The sequence below is a fragment of the Pontibacter mucosus genome (assembly GCF_003054055.1).
In the GTDB taxonomy this organism is placed as follows: Bacteria; Bacteroidota; Bacteroidia; order Cytophagales; family Hymenobacteraceae; genus Pontibacter; species Pontibacter mucosus.
The window spans coordinates 312,145-332,647 of record NZ_QBKI01000003.1 but is presented as its reverse complement, the minus strand read 5'-3'; the positions used below and the strand labels follow the sequence as shown (position 1 = coordinate 332,647).

Genomic DNA, 20,503 nt, shown 5'->3' with positions numbered 1-20,503 from the left:
GCCAACGTATGGCAGCCCCTTTTTTATACTTGTTTCTGAAAACGGAAAGCTCTGTAACCTTCTGACCTGCTTGGTGGAGCCAGGTGAAGGTACAGAGCCTTCCTACGTATCTTTGGTTCTTTACTGCGCTTTCAGGTTCACAGATTTCTCTGCAATCATGGTAAGCTTCTCATCGGTCATTTTCTCTTCCTCCAGCGTTTTGTGCAGCAGGTCCAGCACATCGTTCATACCCAGTTGCTTGGCATAGGTACAAACTGTACCGTAGGCGGCAATCTCGTAGTGCTCCACGCGCTGGGCGGAGGCAATCAGGGCGGCATCCATTACACTGCTATCGGCCCGCTCGCTCAACATCGTTTCGGCCTCCCGAATGATTCCTTCCATGGCCTTGCACTTCTCTCCGGTGGACTTCTCTCCTATTATCTCAAACACTTTATCGAGACGCTCTATTTGCTTTTCCGTAACCATCAAGTGCTCCTCAAAGGCACTCTTTAACTGCGTAGAGGATGTCGCCTTGATCATCTTAGGCAGCGCTTTGGTGATTTGCTGCTCGGCGTTGTAGATGTCTCTGAGTTCGTGGATCAGGAGATCCTGTAAATTGTTTAGTTTCATAGCTTGGAAAGGTTACGCGTTTGTTAAATAAGCTTTTTGCTTGTTTAGACCTACTATACGGGCTCATGTCGGGTGGGTTTACCAATATCACTTTTTATTCGCCAACACATTTATTTTCTCAGTAACATACCTTTTAATATGATTAATCATATATATGGACTTTATAAACCTTTGCTCTTTCTCCCGTTAGCCCTGCCCCTCTGCCCATACTTTTGCCCGGAATGAAACGATTTTGGCGGAATACTGTAATCATAGTGTGTGCTCGCCCTGCGCGCCACAGCTTTGTAGGCAAGAATTAAAACAGAGAAAACGACACCCGTGGAGAAACCAAAAGGAAAACTGATTGCGATTGGCGGTAACGAGGATAAAGGTTCTTACCCAAACCCTAAATCAAAGAAGAAGTACTACCTCGACTTTTTTGAGCTGGGCATATTGAAGCGTTTTCTGAAAGAGATTCCGGCAAAGAAACCTCATATAGAAGTAGTTACCACCGCCTCCATGATTCCGGAGGAAGTGGGCGAGCGCTACACCAGCGCATTTGGCATTCTGGGCGTGGAAAACGTGCACCTGATGCACATCCGCCACGAGGACGATGCCCTGAAGCCGGAGTACCTGCGCCGCGTCCGCGACTGCGACGGCATCATGTTCAGCGGCGGCGACCAGTCGCGCATCACGCGCATGTTCCTGGGCACCGAACTGCTGGACACCCTGAAAGACCGCTACCAGAACGAGGATTTTGTGTATGCCGGCACCAGCGCCGGGGCCATGGCCATGTCAAAACACATGATAAAGGGCGGCAGTGCGACAGAATCGCTGCTGCGCGGGGCAGTGAAAATGGGCCATGGCCTCAGCCTTATCGACGGCGTGATCATCGACACCCATTTCGTTATCCGGGGCCGTTTCGGTCGTTTGATGGAGGCTGTGGTAACACACCCTAAAACCATCGGCATTGGCTTGGGCGAAGACACAGGCGTACTGATAACCGAGGGCCACAAGATTGAAACGATTGGCTCAAACCTGGTGGTCATTGCCGATGGGCACGAGGTGAGGTACACCAACATACAGGAGGTGGAGGAAGGTCGTCCGGTCGCCATCGACCACATGGTGATGCACGTACTGGCCAAGGGCAACCTGTATGACATCAACGCCCGCACCTTTTATAAAAGCAAGGAAGCGTACTGGGAAACCCGCCTGCAGGAAGTTAACCATAAAGTATAAGACCGCTATTCGGGAAGCTAAAAACATATCCCGCCCCTTGGGATTTAGGGAGAGCAACAAACTATTTACCAGAAAGTATGTACTATGAGCGTTAAAGCCCTTATCCTGGACCTGGACAATACCATTTACCCTGTGCCGTCTATCGGCGAGGAGTTATTCAAGCCTGTTTTCGATGTACTGCAACAAAGCTCGGACTATGAAGGAGAACTGGAGGACATTAAGCAGGACATGATGCGCATCCCTTTCCAGAAAGTGGCGGCGAAATATAAGTTCAGCAAGGAATTAAAGGAAGAGGGCGACAGCATTCTGCAGAACCTGGCTTATGAGAAGGAATTTCCTCCCTTTGAGGATTACGCCCACCTGCGCGAGCTGCCGCATCAGAAGTTTCTGGTAACCACCGGCTACACCAAAATGCAGCAAAGCAAAGTAGACCAACTCGGTCTGGAAAAGGACTTTGCCGAAATCCATATCGTGGACCCCAGCAAAACGAAGCAGACCAAGAAGGATGTCTTTGAAAGTATACTGGAGCGTTATACCTTAGATACCTCGGAAGTATGGGTGGTGGGCGACGATCCGGAGTCGGAAATAAAGGCAGGAAAGGAACTGGGCCTGACTACCGTACTCTATAGCAAAAACGGCAACCACTCCACGCACGCCACCCATGCCATCTCCCACTTCAGTGAGCTTGGGGAGCTGTTAGCCAATAAATAAAGTATAAAATCTACTCTTTGTAAATGGCCACCAGCGTCTCTTCGCCGGTGCTCTTGCTGGCGCGGTACATGCCTTCGGAGTTAAACACCAGGGCCACCTCTGCGGATGGGGTTACCGCGATCAGGCCTCCCTCTCCCCCGAATTTCACCAGCTTTTTCAGCACAACTTCCTCGCAGGCTTTTTGCAAGGTATAACCTTTATACTCCATCAAGCAGGACACGTCGTAGGCCACCACCGCCCGGATGAAAAACTCCCCGTGGCCGGTGCAGGAAATGGCGCAGGTTTGGTTGTTGGCGTAGGTTCCCGACCCGATAATAGGCGTATCGCCGATGCGGTTGTAGCGCTTGTTGGTCATGCCACCCGTAGAGGTTGCCGAGGCCACATTGCCCTCTTGATCCACCGCCACGGCCCCTACTGTCCCAAATTTCTCATCCCGCTGCGCGGTGTGGTCCAGCATGAAAATATCCGAATCGCGCACCTCGCTCCACTGCTCATACCTATACTTGTCGAAGAAGTAGGCCTCGGGGGCGAACTCCAACCCGTAGGAGAGCGCAAACTCCTCTGCTCCGTAGCCGCTCAGTATCACGTGGTCGGAATGCTCCATAATGGCACGGGCCAATTTCACCGGGTTTTTTATACTTCTCACGCCGGCCAGTGCACCTGCCTCCAAAGTTTTGCCGCACATAATGGCAGCGTCCATCTCGTGCTTGCCCTCCTTGGTAAAAACGGACCCGCGCCCGGCGTTAAACAAAGGCGAGTCCTCCAGGTGCACCACGGCCAGTTCCACCGCATCCAGCGCCGAGCCGCCACGCTCCAGCACCTGGTGTCCCGCCTCCACCGCTTTTTTCAGGGCGGCACGGTACGCCTTGTCCTGCTCGGGAGATAAGTTTGCCTGGGTGATGGTGCCCGCCCCGCCATGTATGGCAATCGCTGTTTTATGCATGGTTTGTCAGTTTATACTTTGTTTGCTACCCTGTACGCCTTTTTAGCCTCACCCGTTCGGGCAGCGTTTACGGGTTTACTTTTTTATACATTTGATGCCGGGAAATGGACCTAAATAAGCAGGATTTTAGTTATCTTTGTCTGTATTGACAACACACAAAATAACCTAATTACTATGTCTTTTGATATCCAAGGTAAGCTGTACGAAGTCTTTGAAGAGCAACAGATCAGCGACAAGTTCAGAAAGCGCGAGTTTGTTCTGGAGATTCCGGATGGCTCTTACACGCAGTATGTGAAGTTCCAACTCACGCAGGACAAGTGCAGCCTGCTGGACTCCTATAAGAACGGCGACGAGGTGAAAGTTACCTTTAACCTGACCGGAAAGCCCTTCACTAAAAACGGACAGACCATGTACTTTACCAACCTGCAGGCCTGGAGAATGGAGCCAGCGTCTAACGGTTTTGACGGTGGTGCCGGCATGGGTGCCCCACAGCAGGACGCTCCGTCCTTCTACAGCAGCGACGCAGACAACGACCTGCCTTTCTAAGGCAAACCATTATTCGTATAACATTGAAAGCGAGCCTTTTCGGCTCGCTTTTTGTTTATATCGAATTATACACACTTCAGACTATACTTCCACACCAAAGAATCGCCCGTTTTCCCTGCAACAATAGCTTTTCTTTTAAGTTTATTATCTAAATCCCTCCTACAACTATGGACGAACTGCAACGCCTGATCTGGGAAGGCGAAAACGACAGCGTAGACTTTAAGCAACGCGTGACGAAGCCAGAGAAAATTGCCCGGACCATGGTTTCCTTTGCCAACACGCGCGGTGGCGTTATACTGGTGGGTGTGAAGGATAACGGTTACGTAACCGGCGTGGACCCGGAAGAGGAGAAGCACACGCTGCAACTGGCCGCCGACTTCTACTGCGACCCGCCGGTACAGTTGCTGTATGAGGAGATGGAGCAGGATAGCGGCAAAGTGGTGCTGAAAGTGACGATTCCGGAGAGCGCCCACAAACCGCACTTTGCCAAGCTAAAAGAGGACGACTGGCGCGGCTACGTGCGGGTAAAGGATACCAGTGTGCAGACAAGCAAAATGGTTGACAAGGTGCTGCAACAGGAGCCTGAGCAGTTTGAGCCCCTGCCACTCAACCGTCACGAAGAGGCTGTGCTGGAGTACCTGCGCCTGCACCAGCGCGTTACGCTTCGCCAGTTCATGAAGCTGGCCAACCTGTCAGAGCGGCGTGCTTACCGTACCCTGGTGAAGCTGGTGATCCACGGCTACCTGCTGCTCCACGATAAGGAGAAAGAGGATTACTACACGCTGGTTTAAAGCTGATTTCCGTATCCTTATACTTGTTTAGCTATACTTCTACTTTTTAGTGCTGCTCACCAGGTTGCCCTCTTTATAGGTTTCGGTGTGGGAGAAAGCACCTTGCTCGTCGTACACCTGCCATTCCCCAAACCAGAAATAATGGTCTTTAAACGTGCTGCGGATGATGCGGGCTGTCCCGGTGCGGGCAAGGCTTCCGTTTTCATAGTACTTGCTAACCTGAATGCTGTTGTCGCGGCGGTTGTACTTCTCGAGCATGTACAGCGTGCCGCTCGGGTAATAGTATTTCCACTTTCCCACCTCTACCCCATGCCGGAAACGGCCGTTCCGTATCAGCTTTTTGTCATCTCCTAAGTATACTTTCCAGCGCCCGTGGTAGCGCCCCTCCTTATCAAAGCGGTTGTTTTTCCAGAAGGCGAGCCTCTCCTTCAACGCCCCTTGCCTGGGCAGCTCCTTTTCCTGACCTGCTGCTCCTATTGGCAGGAACAGCAACAGCATGCCTAAGCAAAGTATAGAAACCCGAAGATGTGCCATGAGCCTGAGGTTTTGAGATATGATTGCCGGCTAAAGTATAAAAATTTTTACGTGTAACTAAATATTTAGTTATACTTCAACTGAAAGTATAAAGCGTTAGATAACAAGTCTATAGATTGGCATAGGAGGAGCAACTATAAAAATCTCCTCTCCTGAGCTCCGGAAGTTCGGCCGGGCAGGCGAATAAATCGTAAACAACTATATAGCTGCCCACCGGCAGCGCCTCGCAGACATACTTAAAATCAGGTTTCACCCTAACCACACGCTTATGCCCAAAGCAACAACCGAAACCAGTGCCGCTGCCGTTGAATCTAATAGCACCCCAAAAAACCAAGGCAGCAAAACCCGTACAAAAGCAAGCACCTCTAAAACCAAAGCAGCAGAGACAGACGACAAAAAAATCTTCGTCCTGGACACCTCCGTCATACTTTACGACCACAGCGCCGTGCAGAACTTTAAAGAACACGACGTGGCCATACCCATCACAGTGCTGGAGGAACTGGACAACTTCAAAAAAGGAAACGACATCAAGAACTTTGAGGCCAGGGAGTTTATCCGCTTCATCGACAAGCTCTCGGCCGAGCACAAACTGCAGAACTGGATTCCGCTGAACGGCCGCAACAAAGGCAACTTTAAGGTGCTCATGAACAACACCGTCTCCGGCGTGGATGCCATCCATACCTTCGGCGACAAAAACGACCACCACATCCTCAACTCAGCGCTTGGCCTGCAGCAGCAAACGCCGGACAAAAAAGTGGTGCTGGTTACCAAGGACATCAACCTGCGCCTGAAAGCCCGCGCCCTGAACATCATTTCAGAGGATTATGAGACTGGCAAAATCCAGGATGTGGCAGGCCTTTATACCGGCAGCGACACCCTGGAGGATATCTCTGCAGAGGCAGTAAACGAGCTCTACGAGCATGGCTTCTGCGACATGGACAAGGTGCTGCAGCAAGAGCCTGAAGACAACCACTACTTTGTGCTGAAGAGCTTCAAGAACTCGGTGCTGGGCTTCTACAACAGAACCGAGAAGCGCCTGGAGCGGGTGGATAAGATTACCGCGTACGGTGTGAAGCCACGCAACGCCGAGCAGGCTTTCGCGCTACATGCCCTCACCCACCCGCAGATAAAACTGGTGAGTGTACAGGGTGTGGCCGGTACGGGCAAGACCCTGCTGGCACTGGCCAGCGCACTGGAGCAACGCCGCGAGTACAAGCAAATTTACCTGGCCCGGCCGGTGGTGCCGCTCAGCAACAAGGACATCGGTTACCTGCCCGGCGACATCAAATCTAAGCTGAACCCCTACATGGAGCCGCTCTGGGACAACCTGAAGTATATCCAGAACCAGTACCCCGAAACCAGTAAGGAATACCAGCGCCTGCGCGAGATGGTGGAGCTGGAAAAACTGGTGATCACACCGCTGGCTTATATCCGGGGCCGCAGCCTTTCCAACATCATCTTTATCGTGGATGAGGCCCAGAACCTCACGCCGCACGAGGTGAAAACGATCATCTCCCGAGCTGGTGAAAACACCAAAATCATCTTCACCGGGGATATTTATCAAATCGACACGCCTTACCTCGACTCGCAGAGCAACGGCCTCTCCTACCTCATCGACCGTGCCCGCAACCACCCGCTCTACGCCCACATCACCCTTTTAAAAGGCGAGCGTTCCGAGCTGGCAAATCTGGCAAATGAATTGCTGTAGAAGTTAAAAAGTTAGAAGGTTTGGAAGTTAGAAAGTTGGGTGAGTTTGGGAGTTTAGGAGTTTAGGAGTTAGAGAGTTTATGACTTAGAGAGTTTATGACTTAGAGAATTTAGTAGTTGTGGAAACGGAGAGCTAGAGAATTTGGGAATTGAAAGATATATAACCTGCCTTTATATTTAGAAAGCTGGAAAGTATAACTCATGAGTTTTTAACTTTCTAACTTTTTAACCCTCTAACTTTCTAACTCCCCAACTCTCTAACTCCTAAACTCCCCAACTCCCTTAACTCCCTGTGTTGGCGTACGTATTGATATTGATAGATATTAAATAGGAAATGCTATATGCTGCAAGATTGGATACAGAAAGGGTACAAGTATTCCCAAAACCCCATTTTCAGGAGGTTTACAGGCAAAGCCGGGGCATTACTTTCCAAGCCCATGAAAGTAGGGTTGCTGCTGACGACAGCCTACAATAAGCTGGTGGATGTAAACAGACCGGAAAACGGATTCCTGCAACTGCGGGAGGTGATGATGACCTTTATGCGGATGGTAAGGGCCTATATGCGGGGCGATTACCGCGACATCTCCAGGAAATCAATGCTGATTGGGGTGGCAGTGCTGCTCTACCTGGTGACCCCGCTCGACATTATCCCCGATTTTATACCTGTGTTTGGTTTGATGGACGATATCAGCCTAATGGCATGGTTTGTGGATGCATTCAGCAAAGAGATTACCAAGTACCGCGAGTGGGAGGTGCAAACCAGCTACGAGAACATCGGGCGCTTCTGATAGCGGCATCTTAAAAGTATAACGTAAAGCGCTGATTACACGCTTTTGTTACGGGGGCACCCTGGCTTCAGGCCAGGTGCCCCTTGTTCTTTTAGTAGGGATTAGAAGATTTCCTGCTTTCGAGGCTGTCACATTTCCGTCGCCAGCGCACCTTAGCCCTGATAAGCCTGTAAATCGCATCCATCAGAGGTAAAAAATGGCTAACTTTAGGCACTTATATACAACAATCAATCTACTTACACATGATCAGTAAACGCATATTATCCTTTTTTGCGGCTGCTTTGCTGAGCGTTGGCGTTTCCACGGCCGTGCCCGATGAAGGCATGTGGCTGCCTATGCTGCTCAAGCAACTGAACGAGGCGCAGATGCAGGACAAGGGCATGAAGCTCACGGCAGAGGACATCTACAGCGTCAACCAGTCGAGCCTGAAGGATGCCATTGTTTCGTTCGGTGGCTTCTGTACCGGAGAGATGATCTCGCCGGAGGGCCTGTTGCTCACCAACCACCACTGCGGCTACGGCCAGATTCAGCAGCATTCCTCCGTAGAAAACGATTACCTTACTGAGGGCTTCTGGGCCATGAACCGGGAGCAGGAGCTGCCCAACCCAGGCCTTACCGCCACCTTCATCGTGCGCATGGAGGATGTAACCAAGCAGATCCTGGCCGGTACGGAGATTGCCAAAAACGAGGCTGAGCGCGAGGCCATCGTGCAGCGCAACATCTCCAAAGTAGGCAGAGACGCTACGGTTGGCACGCACTACAACGCTGTTATCCGTCCGTTCTTCTATGGCAACGAGTACTACATGTACATCACCGAAACCTTCAAGGACATCCGATTGGTAGGTGCCCCGCCGTCTTCTATCGGTAAATTCGGTGGCGATACGGATAACTGGATGTGGCCACGCCACACCGGCGACTTCGCGCTGTTCCGCATCTACGCTGGCCCAAACAACGAGCCAGCCGAGTACTCGCCAGAGAACAAGCCGTACAAGCCGAAGCACCACCTGCCTATCTCGCTGAGCGGCATCAAGGAAAACGATTTTACCATGGTGTTTGGCTTCCCGGGCCGTACGAACGAGTACCTTACTTCGCAGGCGGTGCGCGAGATATACGAGGTGTCCAACCCGCACAAGATCAACATCCGCGAAACCAAGCTAAACATCCTGGACAAGGACATGAAGGCCTCTGACGAGGTGCGCATCAAGTATGCGGCCAAGTATGCCAGCATCGCCAATGCCTGGAAAAAGTGGATCGGCGAGAACCGCGGTATCCGCAAGGCCAATGCCATTGAGAACAAGCAGCAGTTGGAGCAGCAGTTTGCCCAGTGGGTGGCTGCCGACCCGGCGCGCCAGCAAGAGTATGGCAGCCTGTTGGCCGATTTCGAGAAGAACTACAAGGCGCTGGATGGCATCACCATCTCACGCGACTACATCAACGAAGCAGCCTTTGGCGTGGAGATTGTGAAACTGGCCAATAACTTTACCACGTTGCAGGCTTTGCTGGCTAAAAAGTCCCCGCAGAGCGACATCAACGCGCAGGTGGCGAAGCTGGAAACGTACGCAGCTGGTTACTTTAAAGACTACCACGCCCCATCAGACAAGAAGGTGTTTGCCGCCCTGCTGGAGTTATACTACAATAACATCGACCAGAAGCTGCACCCGGAGATCTTCAGCATGGTGCGCAGCAAGTATAAAGGCGACTTTGCCAAGTATGCCGAGGACGTGTTTGCCAAGTCGGCCTTTGTTTCTGAGGCAGGCGTGAAGAAGGTATTGGCTGAGGCAAGACAAGGCAAGGACGCCATCAAAAACGACCCTGCCTTTGTGCTGGCCAGCAGTGTGGCAGACTACTACAGCGCGAACGTGATGCCGACGTATACTTCGGTAAACGATAACCTGAACCTGCTGTACCGCAAGTATGTGGCCGGGCTTCGCCAGATGCAGAGCGACAAGAACTTCTACCCGGATGCCAACTCCACCCTACGCGTGGCCTATGGCAAAGTAGAGCCTTACAAGCCAGTAGATGGCGTGATTTATACGTACTACACCACTTTGGAAGGCGTGATGGAGAAAGCTGCCTCTGGTGTGGCCGAAGACTATGCCATTCCGCCTAGGCTGCGCGAGTTGTACGAGAAAAAGGACTACGGTCGCTATGGCGTAAACGGGCAGATGCCGGTGTGCTTTATCGCCTCCAACCATACCACGGGCGGTAACTCGGGCTCCCCGATCATCAACGCCAACGGCCAGCTGATTGGCACCAACTTCGACCGTAATTGGGAAGGCACCATGAGCGACATCGTCTACAACCCGGACCAGGTGCGCAACATCTCGGTGGATGTGCGCTACATGCTCTTTATTGTAGACAAGTTTGCCGGTGCTGGTCACCTGGTAGAGGAAATGACACTGGTGACGGATGATACTTCCGGCCTGCCGCAGGTTGATGCACGAAAGCAACAGCAACCCGAAAAAGAGCTCTCCAAGAAAGAAAAAAAGAAGCTGGAGAAAGAGCTGAAGAAAAAGAAGAAAAAAGAAAAAGCAGAGGTTGAGGCCTAAGCTTTTTAAAGTATAACGTATAAAATCCCTACCTGTCGCTACGGGTGGGGATTTTTTTGTATTCGCCCCGACCCATGCTATCTTCACAGTCTTTAACACCGACTGATACTTTCCATGACCTCCACTCCCATCTATACCAAAGAAGAATTTATACTTGTAGATGATACCGAGATCTGCCTGAAATGGTACTACCCCGAAGCAGCGACAGCCAGTAAGACCGTGCTGGTTTTTCTGCACGATTCGCTGGGCTGCATCAGGCTGTGGCGCGATTTTCCGGAGAAGCTGGCACAGGCCGCCGGTTGCCCCGCCCTCCTCTACGACCGGCAAGGCTATGGCGAGTCCTCTCCTTTCAGAAGCGTAGACCGCGGGCAGGATTACCTGGAGCAGGAGGCATATGTGCTGGAAAGGCTGCTGGCAAAGCTGCAAATCTCTCAGGCTATACTTTTCGGTCACTCCGATGGCGGCAGCATCGCCCTGATTGCGGCTGCCAAGTATAAATCCAGGATCAAAGCCATCATTACCGAAGGGGCCCACGTTTTTGTGGAAGAGGTTACGCTGGCGGGCATACGGGAAGCCGTGGAAGCTTACCAAACGACCAACCTGCCGCAGAAGCTACAGAAATACCATAGTGCCAAAACTGAGGCCGTTTTCCGCGCCTGGACCGACACCTGGCTTTCGAGCAGTTTCCGCAGCTGGAACATTGAGCATTTCCTGCCGGCCATACTTTGCCCGGCGCTTATCATCCAAGGTGAGAAAGACGAATATGGCACACTGGCCCAGGTGGAGGCAGTCGTGCAACAGGCACAGGGGCCGGTACAACAACTTATACTTCCGGACATCGGCCACACCCCGCACCGAGAGGCGCCGGAGCAGGTACTGGAAAAATCGGCACACTTTATACTTTCTAGTTTGGGCACTCTCTAACACTTCCCTGATCTTCCCCTCTTTGGAGCATGGTCATTTCCTTATCTTTATTCTGTCATCCTGAAAGGATCTTGGTAGCGAGTAGTAAAGGCATAACCTCCCATCTACTTTGCTGGAGCGGGTTTCTAACCCGTGCCTTGTTTATGAGGTCGGATTTGTAATCCGACTGGGCGGAGGCCCAACGATAACCGGTCACGAGCGTGGACGCTCGCGCCATACCAAGCGCGTTTGCAGAAAAAAACTCCCCTGCTACTTGGAGGTTCGAAGAGCAATTATACTTGTAAAGTATACGTGAGCTTCAGTTTATACTTCCTATACTTTAGCCAGCCATTCCTTAGCGTGTTTAGGTAAATTATTCCAGAAACCTTATATTTAAAGGATGGAAATCTGGCGAAGGCCAGCCGGAAGTATAAACCACACGCTCCCCCTATGAGAAAGAAGCAACGTTACCTAAGTATAAGCGCCGCACTGGGCCTTGCACTCGGCAGCCATACGCTCGCCGCGCAGGACTACAGGCAAGTACACCAGGAGGCCATCCTGATTGACACCCACAACGATGTACTGATTTCGGTGATGGAAGGCATGGATATCAGCAAGGATCTTCGCGGCCGCACGCACTCGGACCTGGGCCGGTTTAAGGAAGGTGGCGTGGATGCGCAGTTTTTCTCGGTGTGGAGCGACGAAACGGGTAACTTTGCCTATGCCAACCAGCAGATAGACTCTCTGGAGGCTATCGTGAAGCGGAACCCGGATAAGTTGATGCTGGCTACGGATGTGGCAGGAATAGAACAGGCGGTGCGGGAAGGCAAGATGGCCGCGCTGATTGGCGTGGAAGGTGGACACATGATCGACAACGATCTGCAGAAGCTGGAGCAGCTGTACAACCGTGGTGCCCGCTACCTCACCCTCACCTGGAACAACTCCACCCCCTGGGCCTCCTCTGCCGCCGATGAAACCTCGGGTAAAATGCCAAAATCAAAGCGCGGCCTGAAAGGAATTGGCAAGCAGGTGGTGAAACGCATGAACGAAATGGGCATGCTGGTGGACCTGAGCCATGTGGGCGAGAAAACCTTCTGGGATGTCATGGCTACCACCTCTAAACCTGTACTTGTATCCCACAGCTGCGTGCACAGTATAAACCCGGTATCGCGTAACCTAACCGATAAGCAGATAAAGGCTGTGGCCAAAAACGGCGGCGTGATTCACCTTAACTTCTACTCCGGCTTCCTCGACCCCGGCTACAGCAAGCGCGAAAAAGCGTTCCGGGACAAGTATAAACCCGAATTCGACTCCCTCCGCGCGCAGGGCTGGTCCAGCTCCAACATAGCCGGCTACATGGAGAAAAAATACCCCGAGGAGTTCCTGGCCATCCGTCCGGACCTGGACGTGCTGCTCGACCACCTGGACCATATCGTAAAGCTGGTGGGCGTGGATTATGTGGGCATCGGCTCTGATTTTGACGGCATTACCTCCGCTCCCAAAGAACTGGATGGGGTGCAGGACTTTCCGAACGTGACCAAAGGCCTGCTGGCCCGTGGCTACAGCGAGGCCGATGTGAAGAAAATACTTGGAGAGAACTTCCTGCGCGTTTTCCGTGCGAACGGAGGCTAAGTATACTTGCCCCCAAAGTATAAAAGGCAGGTACGCATACCTGCCTTTTATATTATTGAGCTTCCTATTCGTCTTGCTCCTGCCGCTATTCGTCAAATATTGCAAGCCTCCCCCTGCTTCAAAAGCTTATTTTCTTTACTTTTGTCACACTTTTGTAGCTACAATAAATGTAGTTGCACATAACTTTTAGTTTCTGAGCACCTTGAGTAGAAATATCCAGATCAAAGCCATTGCCATTTACCAGATACTGGGTGGAGTTATTGGTATAGCCCTTTTAGTGCTGGTCATGTTTGGCGGGGAGGTCACCGTAACCCAGGAGGTGCTTCGCTTTAGTATACTGGCCGGTCTGCTGTACATTTTCTCCATCCTTTGCGGGCGCATGCTTTTCCGCAACCCCAGAAAAGGGCTCCGGCTATCGCTCGTGAACCAGGTGTTGCAGGTGGTATACTTCAGCATTGGGGCCTGGGCCTTCCAGTACGTGGCGGGCCTGCGTATCGGTGTGGGGGTAGACATGGTCGGGGGGTGGATTTTTAAGTTCCGATTCGCCCTCTCCTCTTTCCACTTCAGCGCCGGCTCCGACTTGGGGCAGAAGTTTGTGGGGGTTAACCTGGTGGCCCTCTTCCTGATCTTCTGGCTGGAGCGCCTGCTGGAAAAACAATCTTAACTTTTTTTAAACCTGCACCCCGGTAGCCGGTTTTATATACTTGCAGCAGGAGCAGCAGCAATTAACGTTTTGGTAAAGTATAATTTTTTGTTCGCTGCCGCTGCCTCTTTATTTTTGCAAACCGAATGAATGTTCAATACACTAGTGCCGCATGGAGCCTATAGCCGATAAAAAGAAAGCCATCTTTGAGAGTACGCTGGAGCTGGTACGGGAAAAAGGATTCCATGGCACCCCTATGAGCCTGGTAGCCAAACGTGCGGGCGTGGCGGCAGGCACTATCTACCACTACTTCGAAAGCAAGCAGGATCTGATTATAGAACTCTTCTTCTACATCCGTGACCAGATAATTGCTGTTCTGAAGCGTGAAGACAACCCTCATGTACCTTTCCAGAAGTGCTTTTTCAACATCTGGTACGGCCTCCACGATTACTACAGCCAGAACCCGAATGTGCTGATGTTCTTCGAGCAGTTTGTTAATTCACCCTACAACACCTGCCTGAACGATGCGAGCAAAAGCGAGTTTCATAAGCACCTGTTCGGCTTCTTTGAGCGGGGCATACGGGAAGGCCACCTGAAGCCGCTTAGCCCGAAGATACTGGGCACGCTTGCCCATGCCAACATCATCTCTACTGTTAAAATGTACTCCTCCGGCCACCTGGTGCTGGAAGAAGGCGAGTTAAAGCAGCTCCCGCAGATTTTGTGGGACGGTATGAGGAGCGGCGAGAGAACTACCAAAGTATAAATCACACATCACCAGTACCGATAATGCTAAAGTATACAACCCAAAAATCGCCTAACTATGAGAAAAGAGAATGAGTGCTCCCGTGGAAAGCCTAACTAGCACAGGCCTCCGCACCTCCCCACAGTTTATTCCCAACACCAAAAGTATATTAACTACATACATGAAATTTATTACTAAACTAAAACCATTGCTACTGGGCTGCCTGCTAAGTCCCGCGCTGGCGTGGGCGCAGGGAAGCACCTCCCCTGCCGCGACAAGCCTTACCCTGGAGCAATGTGTGGACTATGCGCTGGAGAACGGGGCCACCGTAGAGAATGCCCTGCTGAACGAGGCTATTGGTGAGCGCGAGATCAGGGCTAACCTCTCGGGCTGGTACCCGCAGATTAATGCGAGCTTCGGGGGCTCCTACAACATCAAGCCGCAGCAGTTTCCGGTTGGCGACCAGATTGTAACCTCGGCGCAGCGTTATAACTCCAACCTCCTCTTTGAAGCGAACCAGAACCTGTTTAACAGCGATCTGTTGCTGGCCTCCAAGGCCGCCCGTTTCTCCAGGCTGCAGCTCGACCAGCAGATCACCAACACCAAAATAAACACGGTGGTAGAGGTGAGCAAGGCGTTTTACGATGTGCTGCTGACGCAGGAGCAGTACCGCATCCTGAACGTGAACCTGGTGCGCCAGGAAAAGCAGTACAACGATGCCCGTAGCCGCTATGAGGTAGGCTTGGTAGACAAAACCGACTACCAGCGTGCGGCCATCACCCTGGCCAACATCCGCAGCGACATCAAGCGTACCCAGGAAGGCGTAAAAGCCAAAACGGCCTACCTGAAGCAGTTGATGGGTTATCCGATTGAGAGTGAGCTGGAGTTGGTGTACGACTATGAATTGATGGAGCAGACCGTGCTCGTGGATACGGCTACGGTGATGGAGTTTGCCAACAGAATAGAACTGCAGCAACTGCAGACACAGCGCCAGCTGCTCGAGCTGAACACGGCCTACAACAAGTGGAGCTACCTGCCAACGGTGTCTGCCTTTATCAACTATAACTCCCAGTACTACAGCAGCGCTGGCCTGGAAGATCTTTACAACAAGGCTTACCCTACCTCTGTGGTTGGTTTGCGTGTTTCCCTGCCTATCTTCCAGGGTATGCGCAGGGTGCAGAACGTGCGCATTGCCCAACTACAGGAAGAGCGCCTGGACGTAGCCATCGAAGATACCCGCAAGGCCATCAACACCGAGTATCAGGCCGCACTTGCCAATTACAAGGCCGACTATACCGACTGGCGCACGCTGCAGAGCAACCTGGAAATAGCCCAGGAGGTGTACGACATCATTAAGCTGCAGTACGATGAGGGCGTGAAAGCTTACGTAGACCTGGTGGTGGCTGAAAGCGAATTGCGCGCTACCCAGATTAACTACTACAACGCCCTGTATAACCTGCTGGCCAGCAAGCTGGACTACCAGAGAGCTTTAGGAAACATAGATATCAATCCATAAATCAGTGAAAAAGAGAATGAAGAGCAAATACGTATGGCTGGCGGCAGCCATCATCAGCCCAACTATACTTATGTCGTGCGGTGGTGATCAGGCAGGCCAGCAGATGAACCCAGCCGCCATGGCTGTTCCTGTGAATACCTACAAGGTTACGGAGCAAAGCGTAACAGGCAAAGACACTTACCCCGGCACGGTTACGGCCCTGCAGGAGGTGGAGCTTCGTCCGCAGGTTTCCGGTTATATCACTGATATCTATGTACAGGATGGCCAGCGTGTCAAAAAAGGACAGAAACTTTACGAGATAGACCGCAACAAGTACCAGGCATCTTACCAGCAGGCACAGGCCAACGTGGCAAGCGCGCAGGCGAACCTGGCCCGGGTGCAGAAAGACCTCGAGCGCTACGAGCGCCTGGCAGAGCGCGATGCGATCGCCAAGCAGCAGCTCGATTATGCCCGCACCGAGGTGCAGACCGCCAAGGCACAGGTAGCCTCGGCACAGGCGCAGGTGCGCAGCGTTTCCACTGATTTGGGATACTCGGTGATAAACGCCCCGTTTGATGGAACGATCGGTATTTCGCAGGTGCGCGTGGGTGCGCAGGTTTCTCCTGGCCAGCCACTGCTGAACACCATTTCCTCCACCGATCCCATCTCGGTTGACTTTGTGATAAACGAGCAGGAAATAGGCCGTTTTAACCGTCTCCGCCAGGGCAACCAGCCTGACTCCCTGTTTACCATCACCCTGAACAACGGGGAGGTTTACCCGCATAACGGCAAGCTCCTGGCCATCGACCGGGCTATCGGACGTCAGTCTGGTACTACCACTGTCAGAGTGCAGTTCCCTAACCCGGAAGAGCGGCTGATACCGGGCATGACGGTAACCATGAACGTGTTGAACCAGGACATCGGCGAGCAGCTGGTGATTCCGTTTAAGGCCGTGACCGAGCAGCTGGGCGAGTTCTACGTGTACGTGGTGCAGGGCGACTCGGTGGTGCAGCAGCTCGTGCAGCTGGGTACCAGGTTTAAGCGCGACGTTGTGGTGCGCGAGGGGCTGAAAGAAGGCCAGCAGATTGTGACGGAAGGCGTGCAGCGCCTGCGCCAGGGTGCCAAAGTACAGGTTGGCGATCCGCAGCAAGAGCCGCAGGCCTCGGGCCAGAAATAATTTCTAACTAAGAGGAGATTTAGCATAGTAAGATGATATCAGATGTTTTTATAAGACGGCCCGTCACCGCCATGGTGATCTCGATTGTGATCGTGTTGGTGGGTACGCTGGCCATGATGAATTTGCCAGTCACACAGTATCCGGACATCTCCCCTCCTACGGTATCTGTATCGGCCATGTACACGGGCGCTGATGCCCAGACAATCGAGCAGATTATTGCCACACCGCTGGAGACGCAGATCAACGGTTCGCCGGGCATGGCCTACATTACCTCCACCAACACCAACGGCATGCTGAGCATGACGGTAACCTTCGAGGTGGGGACCGACATCGACATTGCCACCCTGGACGTGCAGAACCGGGCCAGTATCGCGGAGCCGGCCCTGCCGGAGGACGTACGCCGCCTGGGGGTAACCGTGCGGAAGCGTAACCCGAGTATCATGATGGTGGCCGGTATCTACTCCCCGAACGGAACGCACAGCGTTGAGTACCTGGATAACTACACCAATATCTACATCCGGGATGCCTTGATGCGCGTGAAGGGCGTGGGTGACATTTTCGCCATCGGCCAGGACTTCAGTATGCGCCTCTGGCTGCAGCCTGACAAGCTGGCGCAGTACGGCATGGGTGCAAACGAGGTAATTGCCGCCATCCAGGAGCAGAACCTGCAGGTGGGTGCCGGTACCGTCGGCTCTGCCCCGCAATACGGCGATCAGACGTTCCAGTACCCTATCACGGTAACAGGCCGCCTGCAGACCCAGGAGGAGTTCGGCAACATCATCGTGCGGACCAACCCGGCCACGGGCTCGCTGGTATACCTGCGCGATGTTGCCCGCATCGAGTTCGGTCGTTTTGACTATAACAGGGGTGCGAAGGTGAACGGTAACCCGGCTACCATGATGCTTATCTACCAGGCGCCTGGCAGCAACGCCCTTGAAACGGCGGACGGCATTTATGCGGCGCTGGAAGAGTTGAAACGCTCCTTCCCTGCCGACCTGGACTACATCGTATCGTTCGAGTCCGTGTCGGTGGTGGAGGCTTCCATTAACGAGGTGGTACGCACCCTGGTAGAGGCGCTCATACTTGTGATCCTGGTGGTGTTCCTGTTCCTGCAGAGTTGGCGGGCTACCCTGATTCCGATTCTGGCCATCCCGGTTTCTATTATCGGTACGTTCGTGTTCTTCATTCCGCTGGACTTTACCATCAACACCCTGACGCTCTTCGGTTTCGTGCTCTCCATTGGTATTGTGGTGGACGACGCCATTGTGGTGGTGGAAGCGGTGCAGCACCACATAGACCATGAGGGGCTCTCGGCCCGGGAAGCCACGCGGAAAGCGATGAAAGAGATTACGGCCCCGGTAATTGCCATTGCCCTTATATTAGCGGCTGTGTTTATCCCGGTGGGCTTTATCCCAGGCATTGTGGGTCGCTTGTACCAGCAGTTTGCCATCACCATCGCGATCTCGGTACTGATCTCTGCCTTTGTGGCCCTTACCCTTACGCCGGCGCTTTGCTCGCTTATGCTGAAGCCGATGAACGTAAGAAAGGACTCTAAAGGCATTAACAAGTTCTTCTACCGTTTCAACAATTGGTTTGCCCGCACGACGGAGTCTTACTCGATGGGCGTGCGCCGAAGCATCAAAGCCGCCCCGCTGGTGCTTATCCTGCTGATCCTGCTTTATGCGGGTACAACAGTTATGTTCATGACCAAGCCGTCGGGCTTTATCCCGACTGAAGATGAGGGTCGTCTTTTTGTGTCTGTAGAATTGCCGGAAGGTGCCTCTAAGGCCAGAACAGAGGCTATTTTGAACGAGATGGGCCAGATTATGGCTACAGTGCCGGCGGTGCAAAACTATACGGCCATTTCCGGCCTGAACGCCATCAACTTCTCCTTCAAATCGAACAGTGGTACCTTCTTCATGCAGCTGAAGCCTTGGGCAGAACGCAAGAATGAGGAGGACAAGCTACAGGGGGTGATGGCAACGTTGCAGCAGAAGTTTGCCGGCATCAAGGAAGCTAACGTGCTTGTGGTGGCTCCACCGGCCATTCCTGGTCTGGGTGCCTCGGGTGGTTTCACCTTTGTGCTGCAGCAGCGCCAGGCAGGTTCTACTAAGGAGTTGGAGCAGGTAATGGGGCAGTTCCTGGCAGCAGCCAATGCCCGCCCCGAAATCGCCATGGCCTACAGCTTCTTCAACACCAGAACCCCGGGCTACCACGTGGAGGTTGACCGCGAGAAAGCCAAGAAACTGGGCGTGAACGTGGCTGATGTCTACACCACGCTCTCTACCTACATGGGTAGCCGCTACGTGAACGACTTCACGCGCTACGGCCGTAACTTCAGGGTGGTGGCGCAGGCCGATACGGCTTACCGAATGGACATCGACAACCTGAAGCAATACTACGTGATGAACCGCCAGGGCCAGTCGGTGCCGCTGAGCGCGCTCGTAACCGCTGAGGTGGAGGAAAGAGCTGCCGTGATTTCGCACTACAACCTGTTCCGCTCCGTGGACATCAACGGTAGCGCGGCTCCTGGTTATAGCTCCGGTCAGGCGCTGCAGGCCCTGGAAGAAGTGGCGGCGCAGGTGCTGCCAGCCGGCTATGGATATGAGTTTACGGGCCTGAGCCGCGAGGAGCAGGCTGCCGGAAGCACGACCATCTACATCTTTGCCCTTTCAATTGTGCTGGTGCTGCTCTTGCTGGCCGCCCTGTACGAAAGCTGGTCGGTACCGTTCTCCATTCTCTTTGCGATTCCGCTGGGGATGTTCGGCGCCATACTTGCCCTCACGCTCCTTCCGAAGCTGGACAACAACGTCTACGCCCAGGTAGGTATGATTACGCTGATTGGTCTAGCTGCTAAAAACGCCATTCTGATTGTGGAATTTGCCAAGGAGCGTGTGGACCGGGGCATGGAGTTGATTGAGGCGACCATTGAGGCGGTGAAACTCCGTCTGCGTCCTATCATCATGACCTCGCTGGCCTTTATACTTGGCGTGACGCCGCTGGCCATGGCCTCAGGTGCAGGTGCCGTGTCGCGCCAGACGATTGGATGGGTGGTAATTGGCGGTATGTTGGCCGCAACCTTCCTGGCCATCTTCGTGGTGCCGGTGCTTTACGTGGTTATCACCAGGTTAGCCTACGGCAAAAAAGGCCTGGAAGAACTCCGCGCCAAAGGCAACAGCCAACCCGATGAAGATGAGGGAGGCGACCCGGCTTACGTAAACCCGTAATAAAGGACGATCTTAAATCGCTATCATATGCAAACAGCCCCGGCTTCTAAAGTCGGGGCTGTTTTTTATAGTTACTGCAAGTCGTCCTTTACTTGGGAATGATGTCGTCAGCCAAAGTAGGCAAGGTTTTGGGCAAGCTCCATTTCAAAAGTATAATAACACAGGTTACTTAGAACATATGCCTCCTGTATTCCGAGCCATTTCATCCTTTATACAAAGTTTTAATCTACTTGTCATTCTGTAAAGAAACTTGGTAGCAGGGAGGTTAAGCCTATACAACTCGCTACC

At 52.8% G+C, this 20,503-nt stretch carries 17 protein-coding genes; 14 read left to right on the top strand and 3 right to left on the bottom strand.

Features of this window, described 5'->3' with window-relative positions:
* Window positions 1-120: 120 nt before the first annotated feature.
* Window positions 121-609 (bottom strand): YciE/YciF ferroxidase family protein, encoded by a 489-nt coding sequence (locus tag C8N40_RS07790; protein WP_108211218.1) that lies wholly within the window; start codon window positions 607-609, stop codon window positions 121-123.
* 318 nt (window positions 610-927) lie between these two features.
* Between C8N40_RS07790 and C8N40_RS07785 the strand changes: the two genes are divergently transcribed.
* Window positions 928-1,827: a cyanophycinase gene (locus C8N40_RS07785; protein WP_108211217.1), complete on the top strand. Its 900-nt coding sequence runs from the start codon at window positions 928-930 to the stop codon at window positions 1,825-1,827.
* A gap of 84 nt (window positions 1,828-1,911) precedes the next feature.
* Window positions 1,912-2,538 carry an HAD family hydrolase gene (locus tag C8N40_RS07780; RefSeq protein WP_108211216.1) on the top strand — a complete coding sequence of 209 codons (627 nt, stop codon included), beginning with the start codon at window positions 1,912-1,914 and terminating at the stop codon, window positions 2,536-2,538.
* Between the two features lie 10 nt (window positions 2,539-2,548).
* Here the strand turns inward: C8N40_RS07780 and C8N40_RS07775 are convergent, their stop codons facing one another.
* A complete protein-coding gene (locus C8N40_RS07775) occupies window positions 2,549-3,481 on the bottom strand; it encodes an isoaspartyl peptidase/L-asparaginase family protein (protein ID WP_108211215.1) in 933 nt (310 codons plus the stop codon).
* Between the two features lie 174 nt (window positions 3,482-3,655).
* On the opposite strand from C8N40_RS07775, the gene C8N40_RS07770 reads away from it, so the two are divergent.
* Together C8N40_RS07770 and C8N40_RS07765 are read left to right on the top strand one after the other, a co-directional pair.
* The gene (locus C8N40_RS07770; RefSeq protein WP_092098046.1) at window positions 3,656-4,027 is read left to right on the top strand and encodes a DUF3127 domain-containing protein; all 372 of its coding nucleotides are present in this window, start codon (window positions 3,656-3,658) and stop codon (window positions 4,025-4,027) included.
* Window positions 4,028-4,194: 167 nt separating this feature from the next.
* Window positions 4,195-4,818 carry an AlbA family DNA-binding domain-containing protein gene (locus tag C8N40_RS07765; protein ID WP_092098044.1) on the top strand — a complete coding sequence of 208 codons (624 nt, stop codon included), beginning with the start codon at window positions 4,195-4,197 and terminating at the stop codon, window positions 4,816-4,818.
* A gap of 39 nt (window positions 4,819-4,857) precedes the next feature.
* Here the strand turns inward: C8N40_RS07765 and C8N40_RS07760 are convergent, their stop codons facing one another.
* The gene (locus tag C8N40_RS07760; RefSeq protein ID WP_146173533.1) at window positions 4,858-5,352 is read right to left on the bottom strand and encodes a toxin-antitoxin system YwqK family antitoxin; all 495 of its coding nucleotides are present in this window, start codon (window positions 5,350-5,352) and stop codon (window positions 4,858-4,860) included.
* A gap of 268 nt (window positions 5,353-5,620) precedes the next feature.
* Between C8N40_RS07760 and C8N40_RS07755 the strand changes: the two genes are divergently transcribed.
* The 10 genes from C8N40_RS07755 (at window position 5,621) to C8N40_RS07710 (ending at window position 20,215) form a co-directional block, all read left to right on the top strand.
* Window positions 5,621-7,060: a PhoH family protein gene (locus C8N40_RS07755; RefSeq protein WP_108211213.1), complete on the top strand. Its 1,440-nt coding sequence runs from the start codon at window positions 5,621-5,623 to the stop codon at window positions 7,058-7,060.
* 340 nt (window positions 7,061-7,400) lie between these two features.
* Window positions 7,401-7,847, top strand: a complete 447-nt coding sequence (locus C8N40_RS07750) for a YkvA family protein (RefSeq protein WP_108211212.1) — start codon at window positions 7,401-7,403, stop codon at window positions 7,845-7,847.
* A gap of 242 nt (window positions 7,848-8,089) precedes the next feature.
* Window positions 8,090-10,396: a S46 family peptidase gene (locus C8N40_RS07745; RefSeq protein WP_108211211.1), complete on the top strand. Its 2,307-nt coding sequence runs from the start codon at window positions 8,090-8,092 to the stop codon at window positions 10,394-10,396.
* A gap of 114 nt (window positions 10,397-10,510) precedes the next feature.
* Window positions 10,511-11,320 carry an alpha/beta fold hydrolase gene (locus tag C8N40_RS07740; RefSeq protein WP_108211210.1) on the top strand — a complete coding sequence of 270 codons (810 nt, stop codon included), beginning with the start codon at window positions 10,511-10,513 and terminating at the stop codon, window positions 11,318-11,320.
* Between the two features lie 429 nt (window positions 11,321-11,749).
* Window positions 11,750-12,931, top strand: coding sequence for a dipeptidase (locus tag C8N40_RS07735; protein ID WP_108211209.1), 1,182 nt, complete (start codon window positions 11,750-11,752; stop codon window positions 12,929-12,931).
* 202 nt (window positions 12,932-13,133) lie between these two features.
* Complete coding sequence (locus C8N40_RS07730; protein ID WP_245905038.1) at window positions 13,134-13,595, top strand: hypothetical protein; 462 nt, start codon at window positions 13,134-13,136, stop codon at window positions 13,593-13,595.
* 151 nt (window positions 13,596-13,746) lie between these two features.
* On the top strand, window positions 13,747-14,337 hold the full coding sequence (locus C8N40_RS07725) for a TetR/AcrR family transcriptional regulator (RefSeq protein ID WP_108211207.1): 591 nt from the start codon (window positions 13,747-13,749) through the stop codon (window positions 14,335-14,337).
* Window positions 14,338-14,497: 160 nt separating this feature from the next.
* Window positions 14,498-15,832, top strand: a complete 1,335-nt coding sequence (locus tag C8N40_RS07720; RefSeq protein WP_108211399.1) for a TolC family protein — start codon at window positions 14,498-14,500, stop codon at window positions 15,830-15,832.
* A 16-nt stretch (window positions 15,833-15,848) separates the two neighbouring features.
* Complete coding sequence (locus tag C8N40_RS07715) at window positions 15,849-16,988, top strand: efflux RND transporter periplasmic adaptor subunit (RefSeq protein WP_108211206.1); 1,140 nt, start codon at window positions 15,849-15,851, stop codon at window positions 16,986-16,988.
* Between the two features lie 32 nt (window positions 16,989-17,020).
* Complete coding sequence (locus C8N40_RS07710) at window positions 17,021-20,215, top strand: efflux RND transporter permease subunit (protein ID WP_108211205.1); 3,195 nt, start codon at window positions 17,021-17,023, stop codon at window positions 20,213-20,215.
* The last annotated feature ends 288 nt before the right edge of the window (window positions 20,216-20,503 follow it).